This window comes from Roseivivax lentus (assembly GCF_900156805.1).
Lineage (GTDB): Bacteria > Pseudomonadota > Alphaproteobacteria > Rhodobacterales > Rhodobacteraceae > Roseivivax > Roseivivax lentus.
The window spans coordinates 1-21,861 of record NZ_FTOQ01000008.1 but is presented as its reverse complement, the minus strand read 5'-3'; the positions used below and the strand labels follow the sequence as shown (position 1 = coordinate 21,861).

Sequence of the window (21,861 nt, the reverse complement as noted above, 5' to 3'; positions counted from 1 at the left end):
CTTGGTCCTCCTTACGCGGCTTCGACGCGAACAAGCGTGGCTTTGGTTTCCTGCATCTGCGTGACCGAGTCGTAGCCGTAGGTCTGCGCAGTGTTGGTGCTCTCACCCAGGACATAGGGATCGGCGCCCTCGGGGTAGTGGCTGCGGCGATCCTCGCCCTGCCAGAAACCGCCGAAGTGGAAGGGCATGAAGGTCACCCCCTCGGCGACCCGCGGGGTCACCATCGCCATCACCTTCACCTTGCCGCCGTTCGGGCCGTAGACCCAGACGTCGGACCCGTCGCGGATGGCCAGGTTGTTGGCATCGCGCGGGTTGATCTCGATGAACATGTCCTGCTGCAGTTCCGCAAGCCACGGGTTCGACCGTGTCTCGTCCCCGCCGCCCTCGTATTCGACCAGACGGCCGGAGGTGAGGATGAGCGGGAAGTCCTTCGAGTAATCGTCCTTCTGGATCGACGCGTAGAGCGTCGGCACCCGCCAGAACTTCTTGTCCTCGTAGGTCGGATAATCCGCGACCAGGTCGTAACGCGGCGTGTAGAGCGGCTCGCGATGGACCGGCACCGGATCCGGGAAGGTCCACACGACGGCACGGGCCTTGGCGTTGCCGTAGGGCGCGCAGCCATGCTTGATCGCGACGCGCTGGATACCGCCCGAGAGGTCGGTCTTCCAGTTCACGCCACCCACCTTCTCGGCGTAATCCGACGGGAAGGGGCCGGTCTGGCTCTGCTCGCCGGTCTCGGGCATGTCTTCCTTGATGTAGCCCGCGACCATCTCGATCGTGGCGCGCTCCTCGTCGGTCAGATCGCTGTCCCAACCGAGGTCGATGAGCATCTGCATGGTGAACTCGGGGTAGCCGTCCATGATCTCGGAGCCCACGGGTGCCACACCTTCCGCCAGAAGGTTGTCGCCGTCCCGCTCGACGCCGAAGCGTGCCCGGAACCCCATGCCGCCATCGGCGACGGGCTTGGAGATGTCGTAGAGGTTCGGCGAGCCCGGGTGATTCATCTCGGGCGTGCCCCAGCTCGGCCAGGGCAGACCGTAATAGTCGCCATCGGCAGGGCCGCCGACCGCCTTGAGCGTGGTGCGGTCGAAGGTGTGCTGGTTCTCCATGTGCAGCCGCATGCGCTCGGGCGACTGGCCGGTATAGCCGATCGTCCACATGCCACGGTTGAACTCGCGGGTGAGGTCCTCGATCAGGGGCTCGTCGCCGTTCACCTCGATGTTCCGGAAGAGCCGGTCGGAGAAGCCGAACTTGTCCGCGAACATCTTCATGATCGTGTGATCGGGAAGCGATTCGAAGATCGGATCGGTGACCTTCTCGCGCCACTGGAGCGAGCGGTTGGACGCCGTGACCGAGCCGTAGGTCTCGAACTGCGTTGCCGCCGGCAGCAGGTAGACGCCGTCGGTGCGGTCGTTCATCACCGCCGAGACCGTCGGGTAGGGATCGATCACGACCAGCAGGTCGAGCTTTTCCATCGCCGTCTTCATCTCGGGCAGACGGGTCTGCGAGTTCGGCGCGTGACCCCAGAACACCATCGCCTTGGTATTGTCGGGCTGGTCGATATCGGCGGCCTCTTCGAGAACGCCGTCGATCCAGCGCGACACCGGGATACCGGTCTCGTTCATCATCATCCGGTCGGCACCGTCCGCACCGGCGCCCGGCATGACGTCGAAGCGGCTCTTGAGCCAGTCGAGATCCTCGTCCCAGACGCGCGCCCAGTGGGCCCAGGAGCCCGCCGACAGGCCGTAATAGCCCGGCAGCGTGTCCGCGAGAACGCCGAGGTCCGTGGCGCCCTGCACGTTGTCATGGCCGCGGAAGATGTTGGTGCCGCCACCGGCCGCACCCATGTTGCCGAGTGCCAGCTGCAGGATGCAGTAGGCACGGGTGTTGTTGTTGCCGTTGGTGTGCTGGGTGCCGCCCATGCACCAGATCACGGTGCCGGGACGGTTGTTGGCGAGCGTGCGCGCGACGCGCTCGAGCTGGGCGCCCGGGGCGCCGGTGACGCGCTCGACCTCTTCGGGGGTCCAGCGGGCGACCTCTTCCTTGATCTGGTCCATGCCCCAGACGCGGGTGCGGATGAATTCCTCATCCTCCCACTTGTTCTCGAAGATGTGCCAGAGAATGCCCCAGACGAGCGCCACGTCGGTGCCCGGACGGAAGCGGACGTATTCGTCCGCATGGGATGCCGTGCGTGTGAAGCGCGGGTCGCAGACGATGAAGGGGGCGTTGTTCTGCTCCTTGGCCTTCAGCATGTGCAGGAGCGACACCGGGTGCGCCTCGGCGGGGTTGCCGCCGATCAGGAAGATCGCGCGCGAATTGTGGATGTCGTTGTAGCTGTTGGTCATGGCGCCGTAGCCCCATGTGTTCGCCACGCCGGCCACCGTCGTCGAGTGGCAGATCCGTGCCTGGTGATCGACGTTGTTGGTGCCCCAATAGGCGGCGAACTTGCGGAACAGGTAGGCCTGTTCGTTGTTGTGCTTGGCCGAGCCCAGCCAATAGACCGAATCAGGGCCGCTCTCGTCGCGGATGCGCAGCATCTCGTCGCCGATCTCGTTGATCGCCTGTTCCCAGGAGATCTTGGTCCACTCGCCGTCGACCTTCTTCATCGGGTATTTCAGGCGGCGCTCACCATGGGTGTGCTCGCGCACGGCGGCACCCTTGGCGCAATGCGCACCGAGGTTGAAGGGGCTGTCCCAGCCGGGCTCCTGGCCCGTCCAGACGCCGTCGCGCACTTCGGCGATGACGGTGCAGCCGACCGAGCAATGGGTGCAGACCGACTTCACGGTCTGGACCGCGTCGTTCACGGCCTGCTGGGCCGAGGCCTGGGTGACGGAACCGGCGGTCGCGCTGATCGCGGCGAGCCCCCCGATGGCGAGGCCCGAGCCGCGCAGGAAGCTGCGGCGGTCGACGGACTTGCCCGCCATTTCCGACAGAAGGCCGGTTCTCTGGGATCGGCGCGCGACCCCGGTGGTCTTTTTCCTGAGCATTGTTCCCTCCGCTATGTGCCCGGGTCTTTGTGACCTCGGGCCAGGATCCGGCGTTCGGGCGGCTGCCCTGTCACCGGTTATCAAACAAAACCGTCCGTCAGAAACGGGCGCTGTCGAAATAGGCGCGGGTATGCGCGGTGTCCTGCATGCCGGATTTCCCGGTCTCCGCGAGGTCTGCCGCTTGCGCTTCCGTGCCGCTGATCGCGACCGCCGCGAGCGCGGCAGGCGCCGAGGTCCCGGCCAGTTTCAGGAAGTCCCGGCGGCCCTTGTCCGCCTTCTCGTCTGTCGACATCCCAATGTCTCCCTTCGGTGTCATTCGGACCGCGTACGGTCCGGGCTGTGCGATCCCGATCGTTCTGCTCCCGGGACCGTCGGAGCGCTGTGGCCCGGGCGCGGATGCGCCGGACCCGGGCCGGATCACTCCGGCGACAATCGGAACGCTTCGCGCTCGATTTCCATGAAGGCCCGTCCGACCGAGCCCACGGCGGCATACAGCATCGCCGATTTCGCGTTCTCGAGATCCGCGAAGAAGTGCCCGGCCCAGGGGCCGATGTGACGGTTGAAGAAGGTCTTCTGGTCGGCCAGCGTGGCGGGCGGGCCGAAACGGCCGACGATGAGTGCCGCCATCACCTCCATCAGCGAGGCCATGTTGTCCTCGGGCTCGAACACGTTGGGCGCGCGGGTCACGCCGCGGGCGCGCAGGTCCTGGCGCAGCGTCGCCAGCGGCTTTTCGTTGAGAAAGCCCGTCAGGTAGTAGCTGGCATAGGGCAGAAGCTCGCCCCGGCCGAGACCGATGAAGAGCGCGTTGAACTCGCGCTCGAGATCCTTCGGCTTCGAGGTGCGGGCGCATTCCGCCAGCCGGGTGATGGCCTGGCCGAGATCGCTGTCATCACCGGAAAGGCCCGCGACCTGCGCGAGCAACAGCTCGTCCGGCGCGCCAGCCAGAAGCAGGCCGATGAAATTGTAGAGATCCGCGCGCAGGCGGTCCTCTTCGCTCACGGTGATATCGGCCTTGGAAGCGTGGGTCATCCAATCTCCTCGAAACGGAATCGCATCCGGCGTGGCCGGAGGGGCGGTTCCCCGTCATCTGTATACGATGGTACTGCGACCTTCCCATGGGTCGCCTCTGCGACTTTGGTCGCAGATGCGGCTGCAGCATCAATGGGTTCGGGCGCGTCGGCCTGCTCCGCGACGCCGGTCCGGGCGGCCGTGCGGACGGGCGTCGGTTCGGCGGTCTCCGCCGGGGCGGGCGCATCTTCGGCGGACGGCGCCTCGGGGCGCGGCTGCAGCGCGGCGGCCTTGGCCTCCTCCTGGGCGGCCAGCGCCTCGACATGGGCCTTCATGCCCTTGCCGATCTGGTAGGCGGTCTTCACGCCGGGCATGTCGGTCGCGGCATTGGTGTAATCGCCGTCGTAATCGTTGAGCCCGTCGACACAGGCCAGAACCGGGTTCGAGCGCCACAGCGTACGCAGCGCGCGGCGGCGCAGGCGTTCGGGGATCTCGCGGCGCATGAACCCCGCGATGCCGTCGCCCGGCACCAGCTCGTCGGGGTCGGGCAGGCCGTATTCGGCAAGGATCTCGGCGTCGGTCTTCTCGGCCAGCTCGCCCGCCACGGCGTCGGCGCGCACCTCCTCCGCCCTGCGGGCGTCCTCGGCCGCTTCGGCCTCGACCCGGGCCTTGCGGCGGGACCAGAAATCGCGCGGGCGGCTCATGATCCGCCCCCGTGACGCCGTTCGGTGGGCGCGCGGTAGATGTCGGTGGGCTTGGAGATGCGCGGATCGCCGAGCGGGCTGTCGGCCTCGGGGCCTTCCGCGCGGCGGCGCTTGCGTTTCACGAAGGGCTCCTCGTGGTAATGCGCCTCGACCCAGCGCCCGGCCCATCCGACGAGGTCATCGGGCAGCGCCACCTTTTCCACGATCTCGTCGCCGGATTGCTGGAACAGGGCGGCCTCGTGCGGCGACGCGGTCACCAGATGGACATACCACGGAAAGCCCTCGCGCGCCGAGGGACGCAGCACCACGTAGGCCGCGGGTACCGGTTCGCTGAGCGCCACGCGATAGGCCTCCGCCTCGCCGCGATAGAGCGTGAGCGGCACGGTCGCGGCATGGTATTCGATGCGCCCGCCATCGCGGCGCAGCTCGCGCCAATCGGCCGGCGGCGCCTGCGGCAACAGCGCCTTGGGCTGCCAGATTTCGCGCACCCAGCGGGTGACCCCGGGGCGTCGTTCGACGATCACCCCGACGGGGACGCTCGCCGCCTTGCGGTCGGTGAAGGATATAGCGGTCTCTCCCATGGGCCCTGTCATGTCGTTCTTTTTGAGCCTTGTCTTGTGTATACGCCATCGGGCCGCTATCGAAAATCACAATTTCCCGAGCCCGCGCCGCCCTGTGGATCGCTCCGCCGCGCGCGGGCCGGGACGCGTCACGATGGGGAGGGAATATCGTGAAACGCCTGTTGATCTGCGACTGTCTGGGCTCGCAGCACCTGGACCCGGCGACACTTGCGACCGCGACCGGGCTGGAGGTCGGCCGGGTGCATCGCGCGCTTTGCCAGGAAGAGGCCGAGGCCACCGCGAAGGCGCTGGCGGAGGGCGAGGTGCTCATCGCCTGCCAGCAGGAAAGCGCCTTTTTCGAGATGCTGGCCGAGGAGCTGGGCGTGGATGCGCCGGGCTTCGTCGATCTGCGCGACCGGGCGGGCTGGTCTGACGAGGGCGCGCGCGCCGCGCCGAAACAGGCCGCGCTGGCCGCCGAGGCGCTGATCGAGGTTCCGCCCGCGCGCAGCCGCGACGTGACCTCGGAGGGCACCTGCTTCATCCTGGGCGACGGCACGGCGGCCTTCGAGACCGCCGCGACGCTGGCCGATCAGCTGGCCGTCACGGTGCTGCAGGGCGACGAGACCGAGCCGCCGGTCGACCGGCGCTTCGACGTGGTGCGCGGGCACGTCGTGCGGGCCTCGGGCGCGCTGGGCGGCTTTTCCGTGCGCATCGACGGCTTCCGCGAACTGGTGCCCGGCGGGCGCGGCGCCTTCGGTTTCGGCCAGCCCCGCGACGGGGCGTCGGCGGAGTGCGACATCATCCTCGATCTCCGGGGGGGTACGCCGCTCTTTCCGGCCCCCGAGAAGCGCGAGGGGTATCTGCGCGCCGATCCCGCGCGGCCCGTCGCGCTGGCCGAGGCGGCGTCACAGGCGGCGCAGATGGTCGGCACCTTCGAGAAGCCGCTCTATATCCGCGCCGAACCCGCGCTCTGCGCCCATTCGCGCGCCGGGCAGACCGGGTGTTCGAAGTGCCTCGACATCTGCCCGACCGGCGCGATCAGCCCCGAGGGCGATCACGTCAGCGTCGATCCGATGGTCTGCGCGGGCTGCGGCGCCTGCGCGGCGCTATGTCCCTCGGGGGCGATCAGCTACGACGCGCCGCCGGTCGCGACGGTCTTCCGCAGGCTCGACGTGCTGGCGCGGGCCTATCGCGCCGCGGGCGGCGGGGCGCCGCGGCTTCTGGTCCATGACGCCGCGCATGGCGGCGAGATGATCCGCCTTGCCGCGCGGTTCGGACGCGGCCTGCCCGCCGATGTCATCCCCTTCGAGGCCGATGCCATCGCGCGGTTCGGCCATGCGGAGATGGTGGCGGCGCTGGCGGCGGGGTTCGCCCGGGTCGACATCCTGCTCAGCCCGCGGACGGAGCGTGCCACGCCCGAGGGCGAGGCGGCGCTGGCCAACGCGCTGTGCGGCACCGAGGCGGTGCGCCTGCTCGATCTCGCCGATCCCGACGCGCTGCCCGAGGCGCTATATGGCGGGGCGGCGGCGGCGCTGGCGGCCCCGGCCTTGCCGCTCGGCACGCGGCGGCAGGTCACCCGTGTCGCCGCCAAGGCGCTGCAGCCCGAGGCGGAAATCATCGCGCTGCCCGAAGGCGCGCCCTATGGCGCGGTGCTCGTCGATCAGGAGGCCTGCACGCTGTGCCTGTCCTGCGTGTCGCTCTGCCCGTCGGGGGCGCTCGGCGACAATCCCGACAAGCCGCAGCTGCTGTTCCAGGAGGATGCCTGCCTGCAATGCGGGCTCTGCGCGACCATCTGCCCGGAAAAGGCGATCACGCTGGCCCCGAGGATGAACGTCACCGACCAGGCCCTCTCCCAGGTCGTGCTGAACGAGGAGGAGCCCTTCGCCTGCATCGAATGCGGATCGCTCTTCGGGGTGAAATCCACCATCGACCGGATCACCGAGAAGCTCGCCGGGAACCATGCGATGTTCGCGAACCCGGACGCGGTGCGGATGATCCAGATGTGCGACGATTGCCGGGTCAAGGCGCAGTTCCACTCGACCAATAATCCCTTCGCCGCGGGCGAGCGTCCGCGCGTGCGGACCTCGGAGGATTACATCGCCGAGGGGCCCTCGAAGCGGCGCGATCACTGATCGCGCGGCCTGCGGCGCGGGGGATCGCGGCCTCCGGCCGCGCTGGAGGCGCTGCCTCCAGACCTCCGGAGGTATTTCCGGTCCGATCGTGAGAGGGCGGGGCGCCCGGGGCGTCGGCGCGGGACGCCGGAATGGCCCGGGCGTGTTCGGCCTGTCTGGGCGCGCGTGGGTCCGGTCGGGGTTGCGGCGCTCAGCGGGATTGCACCGGGGCGCCGAGATCGGCGGGCGGGATCGCGGCGACGAAGGCCAGGATATCGTCGAGCTCGTCCAGCGTCATCTCGACCGGCGCGATGGGCGAGGGGCGGCGCGGGTCGAAGGGTGGGGTCACCTCGGCGATCTGGGTGAAGGCCGGGTGCGGGGCGAGCGCGTAGAAGCCCTCGAAGCGGCGGGACCAGTCGGGCAGGGTGCGCAGCATGCCGAAGGACGGGGTCGAGCCGATGGAATTCATCCGGTTGATGGCGCCCACCACATGACAGCGTCCGCAGAGGCTGAGCGAGAGGTCGGCACCGGTCGCGGCGTCGCCGTCGAATTCGAGCGCCTTGACCGCGACCGCAACCTTCAACTCGGGTGAGAAGGGCGCCCGGCCGTCGCGCGTGAAGGCCGCCACGGTGGCGCGCCCGATATCGGAGCCGAGCCAGTCCGCGAAGGCCTGCGCATCCGGGTCGTCCGAGACCGCCAGCGACCAGACCCGGTCGGGCCCTTCGAAGACCGCGGCGCCGCCGTCGCCGAAGACCGCGTCGGCGCTGGCGGGATCGGCGCCGCGGGTGATCCGCGTCGCGGTCTTGAGCGCGAAGCGCGGCAGCAGGAAATCGAGCAGGCCGCTGTCTTCCAGCGCGGCGGGCGCGGCGAGGGTGAAGCGCTTGTCGGCCTCGGCGAGAGCCGGGCCGCCCGCGAGGAGCGCGCACAGAACGGTGATGAGGCGCATCCGGCCCTCCCTGCCGGTGGTGTCGTGGCTTGCAAGGCTAGTGGGCCTATCCTACAGAGGTCAACGCTTTGATGGGGGAGGCCAGGCGATGAACGAAGAACTGAACATGTCGATGCGGAAGTTCCTGAAGCAGGTGGGTGTCACGTCGCAGAAGGCCATCGAGGACGCGGTCGCGGCCAAGGGCGGCATCGAGGGCGAAAGCTTCGAGGCGCGGGTGACCCTGACGATCGAGGGGCTCGACCTGACCCATACCGTGACCGGCACAATCAAGGGATAAGCACAAAAGTGGCTCTGACACGCGACGCGGTTCTGACCGCACTCAAAGGCATTTCCGATCCCGCCGGCGGCGACATCGTCGGTGCGAACCGCGTCAAGGCGCTGAATGTCGAGGAGACCGGCGCCGTGCGCTTCGTCCTCGAGGTGCCGGGCGACAAGGGCGCGGCCTATGGGCCGGTGCGCGAGGCCGCCGAGGCCGCGGTCAAGGCGCTGGGGGCCGAGAAGGTCTCGGTGGTGATGACCGCGCATTCCGCGCCGAAGCCGCCGCCCGACCTGGGCACCGGCGCCAAGCCCAAGCCGAAGGGGCCGCAGAAGGTGCCGGGGATCGACCGCATCCTCGCCGTGGCCTCGGGCAAGGGCGGCGTGGGCAAGTCGACCGTGTCGTCGAACCTCGCCTGTGCGCTGGCCGCCGAAGGGCGCCGCGTCGGCCTGCTCGATGCGGATGTCTACGGGCCCTCGCAGCCGCGCATGCTGGGCGTCTCGGGCCGGCCCGCGAGCCCCGATGGCAAGACCATCCTGCCGCTCAGGAATTTCGGTGTCACCATGATGTCCATCGGTCTCATGATGAACGAGGGCCAGGCCGTCGTCTGGCGCGGGCCGATGCTGATGGGCGCGCTGCAGCAGATGATGAACCAGGTGCAATGGGGCGCGCTCGACGTGCTCATCGTGGACCTGCCGCCGGGCACCGGCGACGTGCAGATGACGTTGTCCCAGAAGTTCCAGGTGGACGGCGCCATCGTCGTCTCGACCCCGCAGGACGTGGCGCTGATCGACGCGCGCAAGGGCATCGACATGTTCACCCAGCTCAAGGTGCCGCTGATCGGCATGATCGAGAACATGTCGACGCATATCTGCTCCAATTGCGGGCACGAGGAACACATCTTCGGCCATGGCGGCGTCGCCCGCGAGGCCGAGAAGCTGGGGGCGCCGCTTCTGGCGGAGATCCCGCTGCATCTCGATATCCGCACCGCGTCCGATGGCGGCGCGCCGATCGTCGTCTCCAAGCCCGACAGCACGCAGGCGCAGGCCTTCCGGACCGTGGCGCGCGACCTCATCAGGAACGGGCATGCGTGACGGCATGGGCGGGGGCGCGCCGGATTTCCCGCCGCTGCTGACCGGCCGGGCGGTGGCGGGCGAGGCGCCGCGCGCCGCCGCGATCCGCGCCGCCGAGGCGGGGGCTGATCCCGGGCTGATCCTGTATGATGCGCTGGCCGAGGACCTGCATGCGGCCATCGTCTTCGCCCCCGACCGGCCCCGGGAAGAGGCGGCGGTGATGCTGCCGCTCGCGGGTGTCGCGCTGCAGAACGCGCTGGGCAGCGTCGCGCCGCCGGAGGTGGCGGTGCATCTCGGCTGGGACGGTTCGGTCCATGTCAATGGCGGGCGCGCCGGGCGCATCGCCATGATCGCGCCGGCCTCGGCCGATGACGCCGCGCCGGACTGGCTGGTGGTGACGCTGGATCTGCATTTCGTGCCGCGCGACGCGGATGGCGGGATGCATCCCGACGAGACCACGCTCCATGCGGAGGGCTGCGGCAACCTGACCCCGATGCCGGTCCTCGAAAGTTATGCGCGGCACCTTCTGCACTGGCTGCATGACTGGGACACGGACGGCCTTTCGGGGCTGCACCGGGAATATTCCGGGCTGGTCTGGCAGCTTGGCGAGGAGGTCACGCTGGCGGGCCGCAGCGGGCATTTCCTGGGCCTCGACGAGCGGCTCGGCGCGCTTGTGAAAGCGGACGGCACGACGCATCTTCTTCCCCTCTCCCTCATGATGGAGCAGCCCTGATGAACCTCGCCCGTGCGATCCATTTCGACGAAAGCGACACCCGTGTCTTCGCCAGCCCCGCGCGCACCGGGGAATGGTGCATCTCGGGCGGTTTCGAGTTTTCCAACTGGGGCGAGGGCGACCTCGAGGGCAAGGCGCGGCAGGCCTTCGCCAATGGCTGGCTCGGGCTCGAGACCTTCGGGCGGGTGACCTTCATCGCCGTCACCCAGATCGAGGAGGCCGAGCGCGTGCGCCTCGTGGAGGGGCTGGCCGAGCATTTCGTCGCCATCTACGGCGCGCCCTCGATCGAGGATGCGCGCGCGGTGGCCGAGGCCGAGATCGCCGAAATGGCCGAGATGTGCGCCGATTTCAATCCGAACACCATCCTGACCGTGTCGCGCGAGCTGACCGATGCGGGGGTGCGCGAGGCCTACCGCGTGATCGAGCCGCAGGAGGCCGAGCTCGAGGCCTTCGCGGTGCATGGCGACATGGAGGAATAAGATTACCCCGAGAGTCGTATTTTTTCGCGAAGACGGAACAGCGCGCCGTGCCGGCCCGTTGGTCCTTCAGGAAACTGAAGGAGAGACGACATGAACATGGACGAGTTGAAGGGCCGCTTCACCGAGATGAAAGGCCATATCCGCGAGCAATGGGGCGATCTGAGCGACGACGAGGTCGCCGAGACCCGCGGCGAGCGCGAGCAGCTGATCGGCAAGATCCAGGCCAAGTACGGCAAGACCCGCGAAGAGGCGGAGCGTGAGTTCGACGAGTGGCTCGCCAAGCTCTGAGCCCGCGCCATCGCGACGATCCCTGCAAGAGGCGGCCCCCGAGCCGCCTTTTTGCCGTACGGGCGGTGCATCGCGCCGGTTCTTGACGCGGATCAAGGACGCCGGCGCGGATTCGGCCGCAGGCTGCAGCGTCCCGTCACGAAAGGATGCCCCAATGCGCCGGTTGCTCGTGCTGTCCATCTGTCTGAGCGTCTCGTTTCTCTGGCCTGTCGCGCTGGCGGCGCAGGACCTCGAGGCGGGCGAGGCCCTGTTCACGCGGCATTGCGCCACCTGTCACGGTCTCGATGCGACGGGGGGCGGGCCGATGGCGCCCGCGCTCCTGATCCAGCCCACCGACCTCACGGCGCTGTCCGCGGCCGAGGACGGGAAATTCCCGCTGGTGCGGGTCGTGATGCGCATCGACGGGCGCGATCCGCTGATCGCGCATGGCTCGCCCATGCCGGTCTACGGCGATTTTTTCGAAGGGGTGCAATCGGTCGCGCTGAAGACCGCGTCGGGCCAGCCGGTGATGATGCCCGCGCCGATCGCGGACATCGCGGCCTACCTGATGACATTGCAGGATTGATCGGGCGCGCCCGGCCGGGGGCGCGTCGCGCCTCACTCCGCGTGGCAGATATTCTCCGTCTCGGCCTCCGCCCAGGGAATGCGGATACGCGGCGCGTTCAGAACCGTGTCGAGCGCCGAGATATCCATCGCCCCCGCGATCATCCGGTGCAGCCGCGCGGTGCGCGGGGCATCCGGGTCGAGCAGGCGGCAGCAGACGTATTCCTCGACGATGGAGCCCTGCTGTTCATAGCCGTAATCGAGAAAATCGCCCTGGTCCGTCTCGAAGAGATAGGGGTCGGCGGAGGCCGTGTGTTCCAGCGCCGCGCGCCACGGCGTGAAGCCGGTGCGGTCGCGGTTCTGCCACTGCCAGACATGAGTCATCTCGTGGGCGAAGAGCATCGCGTCGAAAAGGTCGATCACCTCCGGCAATTCGCCGAGGAAATCGTCGCGGTAGAGGTCCTCGCGGTAGAGCACGCGGTTGAAGAAGGTGGTGGCGCCGGGCGACACCGTGACCTCGCCCGATCGCGGCGGGAAGATGCGTTCCTGGCAGGTGACGCGGGGCCGCGCCGGGCGGGTGTAATTGTAGGAGCCCGCGAAATGCCCGTCATGGAAACGCACGCGCGCGGGGTTGATCGCGTCGCCGTGCAGCGCGCGGGCGAAGGCCGTCTCGTTGTCGGTCAGCGGGCGGCCGCAGGCCGTGGCGAGAAGGGCGAGGGCGAGAAACAGGATCGGGCGCATGGCGGGCATGGAACCGCAAAGCGGCGGGCGCGGCAAGCCCGTCACCGTTCGGCATGGCGGGGCAGGGCGTGGGTGCCCGAGATCTCGAGGATAAGCTTGCGTTTCACCGCCTCGGCGAAGCTTGCGCGGCTTTCGGCGGTGACCACGAAGGCCCCCATTCCGCCGATGATCTGGGCCTCGTAGGCGGCTTCGAGCCCGCCATGGGCGCGGCCCGGATCGTCGGGTCTGAGGATCGGCAGGGCGTTGATGGTGACGCCCGCGGCCAGCACCTGCGCGCGGGCGTCGGCGATGGAGGGGCCGGCATAGTTGTTGACGCTGTCGCCCGAGAAGTCGATGACGCGGCGCCAGCCGTCGATATCGTTGGTCTCCATCAATTCGAGCCCCGCCAGAAGCGCAGAGCCGATGGCGTTGCGCCCATAGGCCTGGCGCGGTTTCGACAGCAGGTCGGCAGCGAAGCGTTCGGCGTGTTCGAGGGTGGCGATGCGGGTCCAGGGCGCGACCACGGCCTGGTTCGCGGCCCATTCCACATAGGTCACGGCGATGGAGCCATAGGCGGTGTCGGCGATGGCGGCGAGCACCTCGGGGTCGGTGATGGCCTGGGCGTAGCCTTCGCGCTGGAAGGCGATCTCGGCGGCGTCGATGGAGCCCGAGGCGTCGGCGAGGAGGACCAGTTCGAGGTCGGTGTCCTGCGCGGCAAGCGGCGTGGCGAGGAGGGCGAGGGCTGTGAGGACGTGGCGCATCCGGTGAGCGTAGCATGGCGGCGCGCGGGGCGGCTCACGTTTTGGTGGGTGATCTCTTGGGCGCAACGGCACCGCCCCGGACTGGTTGCCAGGGTCATGGCATCATGCCGGGTGCGCTCATGGCCCGCGCGCCCCGGGGGCAGGCCATGAGCGCCGGCCGCAAGGCGGCTTATTTGACGGGTTTGCCCGCGATGGTCGTCGTCGACTTGCCGGCCGCGCTGGTCGCGGTCGCAAGCACCTTCGGCTTTTCCTTCTTGGGTTTTTTCGCTTCGCGGTTCCCGCGGTTCTTGCTCTTGGACATTGGAGGTCTCCCTTGTAGCTCCGGCAGGCCCAATGCCTCCCGGGGTCGCGCTCAGAGGGGCAGGGTTGCCTGACAGGTCAGGGCGATGTCACCGGTGAGACAGACGCGCCACGCGCGCTGCGCGTTAGAAATGGGGAGGGCGACGGGTGCAGCGCAAGGGCTGCGGCGCGGGATATTTTCGCCGCGTGTTCCGTGTCTGGCGGCGGTGAAGCGCCCGGCCCGACCGGACCGGCGCTTTGGGGCCGCTGGCGCGCGGTTCCGGCGGCGCGATGATGTGGGGAGGTAAAGTGCGGACCTCAGCCGTTTAAGCGCCAGCCCGCCGGACCGGCGCTCGATACGGTGCGCTGTTTTATTTGAAGATGTCGGCGCGGCGCACCGTCTCTCTCCGCCTGCAAGCCTCAAGGGTTTGCCACACTTGTGGGGCCTTGGAGCCAAGCAGGGAACGCCCAGACGGTGCGCCTAAGATCTTATCCGCGAGGTTACGAGCCTTTTCCAGGGGCCTCGGGGGCCGCGAGCTTCACGCTGTTGGGCCAAAGCGCCTTTATTCGTGGTGTTGCGGACCACACTTCGGCAAAAGCGTGGTGCGATTTAAACCTTACCAGTTGAGCCCTTTTGGGCGCTCATCTCGAGTTGCCGCTCTCGATCTTCGGCAAGGGACATTCAAAAGCTTGGTCAAGAGACTGCTCCAGTCTGCCCCGTCGATTCGGGCTATCTCGACTCAGCCAGATACCTGCCGACTTGTCAATATTTAGGTATCACAGCTCAATCGCGCCCAGCATTTAGTAGGTGATGCGCGGTAAAGATACCTGATCTAAATTGAGTCTCAAACATCCAACTCCTCCACGAACCGCGCATTCTCCTGGATGTACTGGAACCGCAGCTCGGGCTTCTTGCCCATCAGCCGCTCCACCAGATCGCCGGTCTCGCCGGGCTCGTCCTCGTCGATGGTCACGCGGATCAGCTTGCGCGTCGCGGGGTCCATCGTGGTCTCTTTAAGGTCCTTCGCGTCCATCTCTCCGAGACCCTTGAAGCGCTGCAGGTCGATCTTGCCCTTCCCGCCGAGCCCCTTTTCGAGCCAAAGCTCCTTTTCGGCGTCGTCGGCGACATAGACGCGCTTGGCGCCTTGGGTCAGGCGATAGAGTGGCGGGCAGGCGAGGTAGAGATGCCCGTTATCGATCAGCGGACGCATCTGCGAAAAGAAGAACGTCATCAGGAGCGAGGCGATATGCGCGCCGTCGACGTCCGCGTCGGTCATGATGATGATCTTCTCATAGCGCAGGTCGTCGAGGTTGAACTTGGTCCCGAGACCCACGCCGAGCGCCTCGCAGAGATCGGAGATTTCGGCGTTCGAGCCCAGCTTCGACGAGGCCGCGCCCAGCACGTTCAGGATCTTGCCCTTGAGCGGCAGCAGCGCCTGGGTCTCGCGGAAGCGCGCGCCCTTGGCCGAACCCCCTGCGGAATCGCCCTCGACGATGAAAAGCTCCGTGCCCTCGCGGGTCTTCGACGAGCAATCCGTCAGCTTGCCGGGCAGGCGCAGCTTCTTGGTGGCGGATTTGCGCGCGGTCTCTTTCTCTTTCCGGCGGCGCATCCGTTCCTCGGCGCGCAGCACGAGGAAATCGAGGATCGCGCCCGCGGACTTGGTGTCGGAGGCCAGCCAATTGTCGAAATGGTCGCGCACCGCGCCTTCGACGAGCTTCGCCGCCTCGACCGTGGCCAGCCGGTCCTTGGTCTGGCCCACGAATTCCGGCTCGCGGATGAAGCACGAGACCAGCGCGCAACCGCCCGTCACCAGGTCTTCGCGGGTGATGTTGGCGGCCTTCTTGTTGCTGGCCAGTTCGCCGTAGGCGCGGATGCCCTTGAGGATCGCGGCCCAAAAACCCGCCTCGTGCGTGCCGCCTTCGGGGGTCGGCACCGTGTTGCAGTAGCTTTGCAGGAAGCCGTCGCGGGACGGCGTCCAGTTGATCGCCCATTCCACCTTGCCGGGCTTGCCGAAGCGTTCCTGGAAACCGACCGTGCCCGCGAAGGGGGCGGCGGCGTAGGTGGCCGCACCGCCAAGGCTTTCGGTCAGGTAGTCCGAGAGGCCGCCGGGGAAGTGGAACGTGGCCTCTTTCGGGGTCTCGCCGTCGTCGATGGCGGTTTTCCAGCGGATCTCAACGCCCGAGAAGAGATACGCCTTGGAGCGGACCATCGCGAAGAGCCGCGCGGGCTTGAGCTTGTGATGCCCGAAGATCTCCGGGTCCGCGTGGAAGGTGATCGTCGTGCCGCGCCGGTTCGGGGCCTGGCCGATCCGGGCCACCGGACCCTGCGGCACACCGCGCGAGAAGCGCTGTTCGTAAACCTCGCGGTTGCGCGCCACCTCGACCACCATCAGGTCCGACAGGGCGTTCACGACCGAGGCGCCGACCCCGTGCAGGCCGCCCGAGGTCTCGTAGGCCTTGCCCGAGAACTTGCCGCCCGCATGCAGCGTGCAGAGAATGACCTCGAGCGCGGACTTGTCGGGAAACTTCGGATGCGGGTCGATCGGGATGCCGCGCCCGTTGTCGCGGATCAGGCACGACCCGTCCGCGAGCAGCTCCACCTCGATGCGGTTGGCGTGGCCCGCGACGGCCTCGTCCATGGAATTGTCGAGGATTTCCGCCACCATGTGATGCAGCGCGCGTTCATCGGTGCCGCCGATATACATGCCGGGGCGTTTGCGGACGGGCTCCAGCCCTTCGAGGATCTCGATGGAGGAGGCGTCGTAATCGGTGGGCTCGTGCCCCGCGAGAAGGTCTTCGGCCATGCGCTGCTCGGTCCCGGATTCTGTGGTTGGGTTGAAGAGGGATTAGACCATCTGGCGCAGGGCGGGGCAAGCGTCACTATATGTGGGTTGCGCCGCCGAGGCTCGTGGCGTTCGGTCGTGCCGTGTTTTCGGACTTGGGGCAGGGCGGCCGGGCGCCGCACGGGCTCCACGGTCGGACAAGCCCGCCGCGCCGAGCCTTTCCGCGCCGCCCTGAAAACACTTGCGCGGGACTTGCGGAGGTCTAAGAGCGAACTCCATGAGCACGGATGCCGACAATCGCCGCGGGGCGGGTCTGATGATGGCCTCGATGGCGGCCTTCACCATCAACGATGTCTTCGTGAAGGCGGCGGCGACGGACCTGTCGCTGGGGCAGATCCTGCTCTTGCGCGGGGTGATCGCCATCGCCGTTCTGTTGCTGCTCGCGCGCCGCTTCCATGCGCTGCGGCGTGTTCCCGCGCGCGACGCGCGGCTGATCGCGCTGCGCTGCGCGGCCGAGATCGGCGCGGCCTATTTCTTCCTCACCGCGCTTCTGGCGCTGCCCATCGCCAACGTGACCGCGATCCTGCAATCGGTGCCGCTGACCGTGACGCTCTGTGCCGCGCTGTTTCTTGGCGAGGCGGTGGGCTGGCGGCGCTGGTCGGCCATCGCGGCGGGCTTTGTCGGCATGCTGCTGATCACCCGGCCCGGCACCGGGGATTTCACGCTGGCCTCGGTCTACGTGCTCATCGCGGTGGGTTTCGTGACCCTGCGCGATCTGGTGACGCGGCGGATGTCGGTCGCGGTGCCGTCGCTGCTGGTGACGCTGTCGGCGGCCATCGCCGTGACGCTGTTCTCGGTCGGGCTGACGGCGGTGCAGGGCTGGTCGCCGATGACGCCGCGCCTGTCGGGGCTGGTGCTGGGCTCGGCGCTTTTCGTGACCGCGGGCTATTTCCTGTCGGTCGCGGCGATGCGGGTGGGCGATGTGGGGGCGGTGGCGCCCTTCCGCTATACCTCGCTCATCTGGGCGCTGGTGCTGGGCTGGGCGGTCTTCGGCGAATGGCCCGAGCCGCTGACCTTCGCGGGTGCGGCGATCATCGTCGGCGCGGGCGTCTTCACCCTCAGGCGCGGGCGCGCGGTCCGGACGCAGACGCGAATACCTGCCGGATCCGGTCCGCGTCCACGTTGAAGCGCGCGCGCATCGCGTCCTCGCCCGCGGCATCGAGCCGGGGCAGGGGATGCGGCTTCACATGCGCCTTCTGGCGCGAATCGTTGAAGCCGTTATGGCCGCGCAGATACATGTCGGGCGCGTTGAAGGTCACCGTCGGCATGTGCAGGGCGATCTTCTGATGACCGAAATTCATCACGCTCTGCCGCACGCCGCCCTGCACGTGGAGGGCCTGCGCCACCCCCCAATAGGGATGCACCACGGGCTCGGCGCAGAGCCCCTGCGCATCGGCGCTGACCAGGTGGCCGCGGTTCCAGTCGAACCCGACGAGCCGGTGCGCCGCGCAAAGCGCCGCGCAATCCGCCGCCGCCTGCCGCAGCGCGGCCACGAAATCCACCGCGATGGCATCGTCGTCGTCATGGCGGAACTGCAGGCAGGGCGCGGCCATGTCGGATCGGGCGGCGTTGATGGCGTCCTGGCAGACCTTGCGATGGGCGCCGGGCGGGCGGGCGTCGATCACCGCTTGCGGCACGCCCGCCACCAGCGCCTCGAGCCGCGCCTTGGCGGGTTCGGGCAGGCTGTCGCCGATCAGAATGACGAAGGTGAAGTCGGGATCGGTCTGCGCGGCGATGGAGGGCAGGCAGATCGTCTCGAAGAGCCGCAACCTTTCATCGAGCCGCGCGGGGGCGTAGAGATAGGCCATGCGCGCGGCGAGGTCGTCATGCTCGACCTGGAAGCCGCCCTCGGCGGGATAGGAGAAGCGGCAGAATCCGATCACCTGCATGTCGATTGTGCCTCGCGCGAAACCGTGCCTTCGGGGCGCAGGCTGACAGCGGGCGGCGATGCGGGCAAGGCCCGTCCCTGCAGGGCGAAATCGCTGCCGGGAACTGTGTCCCCCGGGCTGTTGACAAGGTACCCGACTCCCCATATACGCCGCCCATCCTGACCGGCCTGCCACGTGGCATCCGGTCTGACCATACAGACGAGAAGCGGTCATGATCCGGGCCCTGTTGCCCCGATCCTCTGGTATCTCCCGCGTCGTTCCCGAGATGAGGGAACGAATGCGGCTTTTTGCGTCGGGCTATCGTGGCCATGGCGGGGACCAGACCGGAGACGGCGGCGCAGCCATTCAGGCGCCCCGGAGGCCCTCTCAGCGAGACAGCAGGTGTTCCCGCGGACGCGCGGGCATGCCGACCCAGAGAAACCGCGCCGGGCCCGGGCCTTGCGCACCCATATGTGAGCTATACGGGGAATCCGGAATGCCAACGATTCAGCAGCTGATCCGCAAACCGCGGCAGCCCAAAGTCAAGCGCTCGAAGTCGCAGCACCTCGAGCAGTGCCCGCAGAAGCGGGGCGTGTGCACGCGCGTCTACACCACCACGCCGAAGAAGCCGAACTCGGCGATGCGGAAGGTGGCCAAGGTGCGTCTGACCAACGGCTACGAGGTCATCAGCTACATTCCGGGCGAAAGCCACAACCTGCAGGAGCACTCTGTCGTGCTCATCCGCGGCGGTCGTGTGAAGGACCTTCCCGGTGTGCGCTACCACATCCTGCGCGGTGTGCTGGATACCCAGGGCGTCAAGGACCGTAAGCAGCGCCGTTCGAAATATGGCGCCAAGCGTCCGAAGTAAGAGGATTACACCATGTCCCGTCGTCATTCCGCCGAAAAGCGCGAGATTCTGCCCGACGCCAAATATGGCGACACGGTGCTGACCAAGTTCATGAACAACCTGATGGTCGACGGCAAGAAATCCGTCGCCGAGCGGATCGTCTACAACGCGCTCGATCGCGTCGAAGGCAAGATCAAACGGGCACCCGTCGAGGTGTTCCACGAGGCGCTCGACAACATCAAGCCCGCCGTCGAGGTCCGCTCGCGCCGCGTCGGTGGTGCCACCTACCAGGTGCCCGTCGAAGTGCGTCCCGAGCGCCGTGAGGCGCTGGCCATCCGCTGGCTCATCATCGCGTCGCGCGGCCGCAACGAGAACACCATGGAAGAGCGCCTCGCGGGCGAGCTTCTGGACGCGGTTCAGTCCCGCGGTTCCGCGGTGAAGAAGCGCGAAGACACGCACAAGATGGCCGATGCCAACAAGGCGTTCAGCCACTACCGCTGGTAATAACAATCTAGCCTGAGGACCATTCCCAATGGCACGCGAATACACTCTCGACCGCTACCGGAACTTCGGGATCATGGCGCATATCGATGCAGGCAAGACCACCTGCACCGAGCGCATCCTGTTCTACACCGGCAAGTCCCACAAGATCGGCGAAGTCCATGACGGCGCCGCGACCATGGACTGGATGGAGCAGGAGCAGGAGCGGGGCATCACCATCACCTCCGCTGCGACCACGACCTTCTGGTTCCGTACCGAGGACGGCGAGAACCCGACCGGCATCTACGGCGACACGCCGCAGGAAGCCAAGTTCCGCTTCAACATCATCGACACGCCCGGACACGTGGACTTCACCATCGAAGTCGAGCGTTCGCTGGCCGTGCTCGACGGTGCGGTTGCCGTTCTGGACGCGAATGCGGGCGTCGAGCCGCAGACCGAAACGGTGTGGCGTCAGGCCGACCGCTACAAGGTCCCGCGGATCGTCTTCGTCAACAAGATGGATAAGATCGGCGCGGACTTCTACAACTGTGTCCACATGATCAAGGACCGCACCGGTGCGACCCCGGCGCCGATCCAGCTGCCCATCGGGGCGGAGGATCAGCTCGAGGGCATCATCGACCTCGTGACCATGAAGGAATGGGTCTGGAAGGGCGAGGATCTCGGTGCATCCTGGGTCATCCAGGACATCCGCGACGAGATGAAGGACAAGGCCGAGGAATATCGCGCCAATCTCGTCGAGCTCGCCGTCGAAATGGACGACGACGCGATGGAGAAGTACCTCGAAGGCGAAGAGCCCGATTTGCCGACCCTGCGGGCGCTGATCCGCAAGGGCACGCTGTCGATGTCCTTCGTTCCGGTGCTGGCCGGTTCCGCGTTCAAGAACAAGGGCGTGCAGCCCCTGCTGAACGCCGTGATCGACTATCTGCCGGGTCCGCTCGACGTGCCGCCCTACATGGGCTTCGCACCGGATGACGAGACCGAGACGCGCAACATCGAACGCCGCCCCGGCGACGAGCAGCCCTTCGCGGGCCTCGCGTTCAAGATCATGAACGACCCGTTCGTCGGCTCGCTGACCTTCACCCGCATCTATTCGGGCCTCCTCGAGAAGGGCGGTTCGGTGATGAACTCGACGAAGGGCAAGAAAGAGCGCATCGGCCGGATGATGATGATGCACTCGAACTCGCGCGAAGAGATCGATTGGGCCGGTTCCGGCGACATCATCGCCATCGCGGGCCTGAAGGACACGACCACGGGCGACACGCTCTGCGATCCGCAGAAGCAGGTCGTGCTCGAGACGATGACCTTCCCCGATCCGGTGATCGAGATCGCCGTCGAGCCCAAGACGAAGGCCGACCAGGAGAAGATGTCCGCCGGTCTGCAGCGGCTTGCCGCCGAGGACCCGTCCTTCAAGGTCGAGACCGACATCGAGTCGGGCCAGACCATCATGAAGGGCATGGGTGAACTTCACCTCGACATCCTCGTCGACCGCCTCAAGCGGGAGTTCAAGGTCGAGGCCAATATCGGCGCGCCGCAGGTGGCTTACCGTGAAACCATCGGCCACGAGGTCGAGCATACCTACACCCACAAGAAGCAGTCGGGTGGTTCGGGTCAGTTCGCCGAGGTCAAGCTGGTGATTTCGCCGACAGAGCCGGGCGAAGGCTACTCGTTCGAGAGCAAGATCGTCGGCGGCGCGGTGCCGAAGGAATACATCCCCGGTGTCGAAAAGGGCATCAAGTCGGTGATGGATTCCGGTCCGCTCGCGGGCTTCCCGGTGATCGACTTCAAGGTCGCGCTGATCGACGGCAAGTTCCACGACGTGGACTCCTCGGTTCTCGCGTTCGAGATCGCGGCACGGATGGGCATGCGCGAAGGCCTCAAGAAGGCCGGCGCGAAGCTCCTCGAGCCGATGATGAAGGTCGAGGTCGTGACGCCCGAGGATTACACCGGCAACATCATCGGTGACCTGACGTCCCGCCGGGGCCAGGTGACCGGGCAGGAGCCGCGCGGCAATGCCGTGGCGATCCATGCGATGGTGCCGCTGGCCAACATGTTCGGCTACATCAACAACCTGCGCTCGATGTCCTCGGGCCGCGCGCAGTTCACGATGCAGTTCGACCATTACAATCCGGTTCCGCAGAACATCTCCGACGAGATCCAGGCGAAATACGCATAAGCCGGGTGGCGGGGGAAACCCCGCCCTACCCACCATTGTAGGGTGGGCGAAAGCCCACCATCCGCAAAAGAACAGGAGGCCATATCATGGCAAAGGAAAAGTTCGACCGCTCGAAGCCGCACTGCAACATCGGCACGATCGGTCACGTCGACCACGGCAAGACCACGCTGACGGCGGCGAT

Annotated in this window: 23 protein-coding genes; 12 read left to right on the top strand and 11 right to left on the bottom strand. The window is 67.4% G+C overall.

Annotation, left to right across the window (positions count from 1 at the left end):
- Positions 1–11 precede the first annotated feature (11 nt).
- From BW990_RS13275 to BW990_RS13255, 5 genes are all read right to left on the bottom strand, one after another.
- Positions 12–2,987 carry a formate dehydrogenase subunit alpha gene (locus BW990_RS13275; protein WP_076448534.1) on the bottom strand — a complete coding sequence of 992 codons (2,976 nt, stop codon included), beginning with the start codon at positions 2,985–2,987 and terminating at the stop codon, positions 12–14.
- Between the two features lie 97 nt (positions 2,988–3,084).
- Positions 3,085–3,279 (bottom strand): twin-arginine translocation pathway signal protein, encoded by a 195-nt coding sequence (locus BW990_RS13270; RefSeq protein ID WP_076448533.1) that lies wholly within the window; start codon positions 3,277–3,279, stop codon positions 3,085–3,087.
- 125 nt (positions 3,280–3,404) lie between these two features.
- Positions 3,405–4,016, bottom strand: a complete 612-nt coding sequence (locus tag BW990_RS13265) for a TorD/DmsD family molecular chaperone (protein WP_076448532.1) — start codon at positions 4,014–4,016, stop codon at positions 3,405–3,407.
- On the bottom strand, positions 4,013–4,699 hold the full coding sequence (locus BW990_RS13260) for a DUF3306 domain-containing protein (protein WP_076448531.1): 687 nt from the start codon (positions 4,697–4,699) through the stop codon (positions 4,013–4,015). Before BW990_RS13260 ends, BW990_RS13265 begins: the two co-directional genes overlap by 4 nt.
- Entirely contained in the window at positions 4,696–5,280 is a 585-nt protein-coding gene (locus tag BW990_RS13255; RefSeq protein WP_076448530.1) for a DUF3305 domain-containing protein, read from the bottom strand. The genes BW990_RS13260 and BW990_RS13255 overlap by 4 nt, the downstream gene beginning before the upstream one ends.
- A 146-nt stretch (positions 5,281–5,426) precedes the next feature.
- Between BW990_RS13255 and BW990_RS13250 the strand changes: the two genes are divergently transcribed.
- Complete coding sequence (locus BW990_RS13250) at positions 5,427–7,391, top strand: 4Fe-4S binding protein (RefSeq protein WP_076448745.1); 1,965 nt, start codon at positions 5,427–5,429, stop codon at positions 7,389–7,391.
- 190 nt (positions 7,392–7,581) lie between these two features.
- Here BW990_RS13250 and BW990_RS13245 read toward each other — a convergent pair whose 3' ends face one another.
- On the bottom strand, positions 7,582–8,316 hold the full coding sequence (locus BW990_RS13245; protein ID WP_076448529.1) for a hypothetical protein: 735 nt from the start codon (positions 8,314–8,316) through the stop codon (positions 7,582–7,584).
- An 88-nt stretch (positions 8,317–8,404) separates the two neighbouring features.
- On the opposite strand from BW990_RS13245, the gene BW990_RS13240 reads away from it, so the two are divergent.
- From BW990_RS13240 to BW990_RS13215, 6 genes are all read left to right on the top strand, one after another.
- On the top strand, positions 8,405–8,593 hold the full coding sequence (locus tag BW990_RS13240; RefSeq protein WP_076448528.1) for a DUF6494 family protein: 189 nt from the start codon (positions 8,405–8,407) through the stop codon (positions 8,591–8,593).
- Between the two features lie 8 nt (positions 8,594–8,601).
- The gene (locus tag BW990_RS13235) at positions 8,602–9,666 is read left to right on the top strand and encodes an Mrp/NBP35 family ATP-binding protein (protein ID WP_076448527.1); all 1,065 of its coding nucleotides are present in this window, start codon (positions 8,602–8,604) and stop codon (positions 9,664–9,666) included.
- Positions 9,659–10,378, top strand: a complete 720-nt coding sequence (locus BW990_RS13230; protein WP_159441655.1) for a DUF4444 domain-containing protein — start codon at positions 9,659–9,661, stop codon at positions 10,376–10,378. Before BW990_RS13235 ends, BW990_RS13230 begins: the two co-directional genes overlap by 8 nt.
- Positions 10,378–10,857 carry a DUF6505 family protein gene (locus BW990_RS13225; RefSeq protein WP_076448526.1) on the top strand — a complete coding sequence of 160 codons (480 nt, stop codon included), beginning with the start codon at positions 10,378–10,380 and terminating at the stop codon, positions 10,855–10,857. Before BW990_RS13230 ends, BW990_RS13225 begins: the two co-directional genes overlap by 1 nt.
- A gap of 90 nt (positions 10,858–10,947) precedes the next feature.
- Positions 10,948–11,145: a CsbD family protein gene (locus BW990_RS13220; RefSeq protein WP_076448525.1), complete on the top strand. Its 198-nt coding sequence runs from the start codon at positions 10,948–10,950 to the stop codon at positions 11,143–11,145.
- 154 nt (positions 11,146–11,299) lie between these two features.
- Positions 11,300–11,710, top strand: coding sequence for a cytochrome c (locus BW990_RS13215; protein ID WP_076448524.1), 411 nt, complete (start codon positions 11,300–11,302; stop codon positions 11,708–11,710).
- Between the two features lie 32 nt (positions 11,711–11,742).
- Here the strand turns inward: BW990_RS13215 and BW990_RS13210 are convergent, their stop codons facing one another.
- The 4 genes from BW990_RS13210 to parE form a co-directional block, all read right to left on the bottom strand.
- Positions 11,743–12,429, bottom strand: a complete 687-nt coding sequence (locus BW990_RS13210) for a hypothetical protein (protein ID WP_076448739.1) — start codon at positions 12,427–12,429, stop codon at positions 11,743–11,745.
- A gap of 41 nt (positions 12,430–12,470) precedes the next feature.
- Positions 12,471–13,169: a DUF1194 domain-containing protein gene (locus tag BW990_RS13205; RefSeq protein WP_076448523.1), complete on the bottom strand. Its 699-nt coding sequence runs from the start codon at positions 13,167–13,169 to the stop codon at positions 12,471–12,473.
- A gap of 169 nt (positions 13,170–13,338) precedes the next feature.
- Complete coding sequence (locus BW990_RS22465) at positions 13,339–13,470, bottom strand: hypothetical protein (RefSeq protein ID WP_268794339.1); 132 nt, start codon at positions 13,468–13,470, stop codon at positions 13,339–13,341.
- A gap of 823 nt (positions 13,471–14,293) precedes the next feature.
- Positions 14,294–16,252 (bottom strand): DNA topoisomerase IV subunit B, encoded by a 1,959-nt coding sequence (parE, locus tag BW990_RS13200; RefSeq protein WP_076448522.1) that lies wholly within the window; start codon positions 16,250–16,252, stop codon positions 14,294–14,296.
- A 256-nt stretch (positions 16,253–16,508) separates the two neighbouring features.
- On the opposite strand from parE, the gene BW990_RS13195 reads away from it, so the two are divergent.
- Positions 16,509–17,417 carry a DMT family transporter gene (locus tag BW990_RS13195; RefSeq protein ID WP_076448521.1) on the top strand — a complete coding sequence of 303 codons (909 nt, stop codon included), beginning with the start codon at positions 16,509–16,511 and terminating at the stop codon, positions 17,415–17,417.
- On the opposite strand, the gene BW990_RS13190 is transcribed toward BW990_RS13195, so the two are convergent.
- Entirely contained in the window at positions 17,350–18,180 is an 831-nt protein-coding gene (locus BW990_RS13190; RefSeq protein WP_076448520.1) for a putative rhamnosyl transferase, read from the bottom strand. The genes BW990_RS13195 and BW990_RS13190 overlap by 68 nt on opposite strands.
- A gap of 475 nt (positions 18,181–18,655) precedes the next feature.
- Between BW990_RS13190 and rpsL the strand changes: the two genes are divergently transcribed.
- The 4 genes from rpsL to BW990_RS13170 form a co-directional block, all read left to right on the top strand.
- Positions 18,656–19,027 carry a 30S ribosomal protein S12 gene (rpsL, locus tag BW990_RS13185; RefSeq protein WP_005862801.1) on the top strand — a complete coding sequence of 124 codons (372 nt, stop codon included), beginning with the start codon at positions 18,656–18,658 and terminating at the stop codon, positions 19,025–19,027.
- A 12-nt stretch (positions 19,028–19,039) separates the two neighbouring features.
- Entirely contained in the window at positions 19,040–19,510 is a 471-nt protein-coding gene (gene rpsG / locus BW990_RS13180; protein ID WP_076448519.1) for a 30S ribosomal protein S7, read from the top strand.
- Between the two features lie 28 nt (positions 19,511–19,538).
- Positions 19,539–21,680 carry an elongation factor G gene (gene fusA / locus BW990_RS13175; RefSeq protein WP_076448518.1) on the top strand — a complete coding sequence of 714 codons (2,142 nt, stop codon included), beginning with the start codon at positions 19,539–19,541 and terminating at the stop codon, positions 21,678–21,680.
- 86 nt (positions 21,681–21,766) lie between these two features.
- The coding region (locus BW990_RS13170) for a GTP-binding protein (RefSeq protein ID WP_143526125.1) at positions 21,767–21,861 on the top strand (95 nt) is incomplete at its 3' end.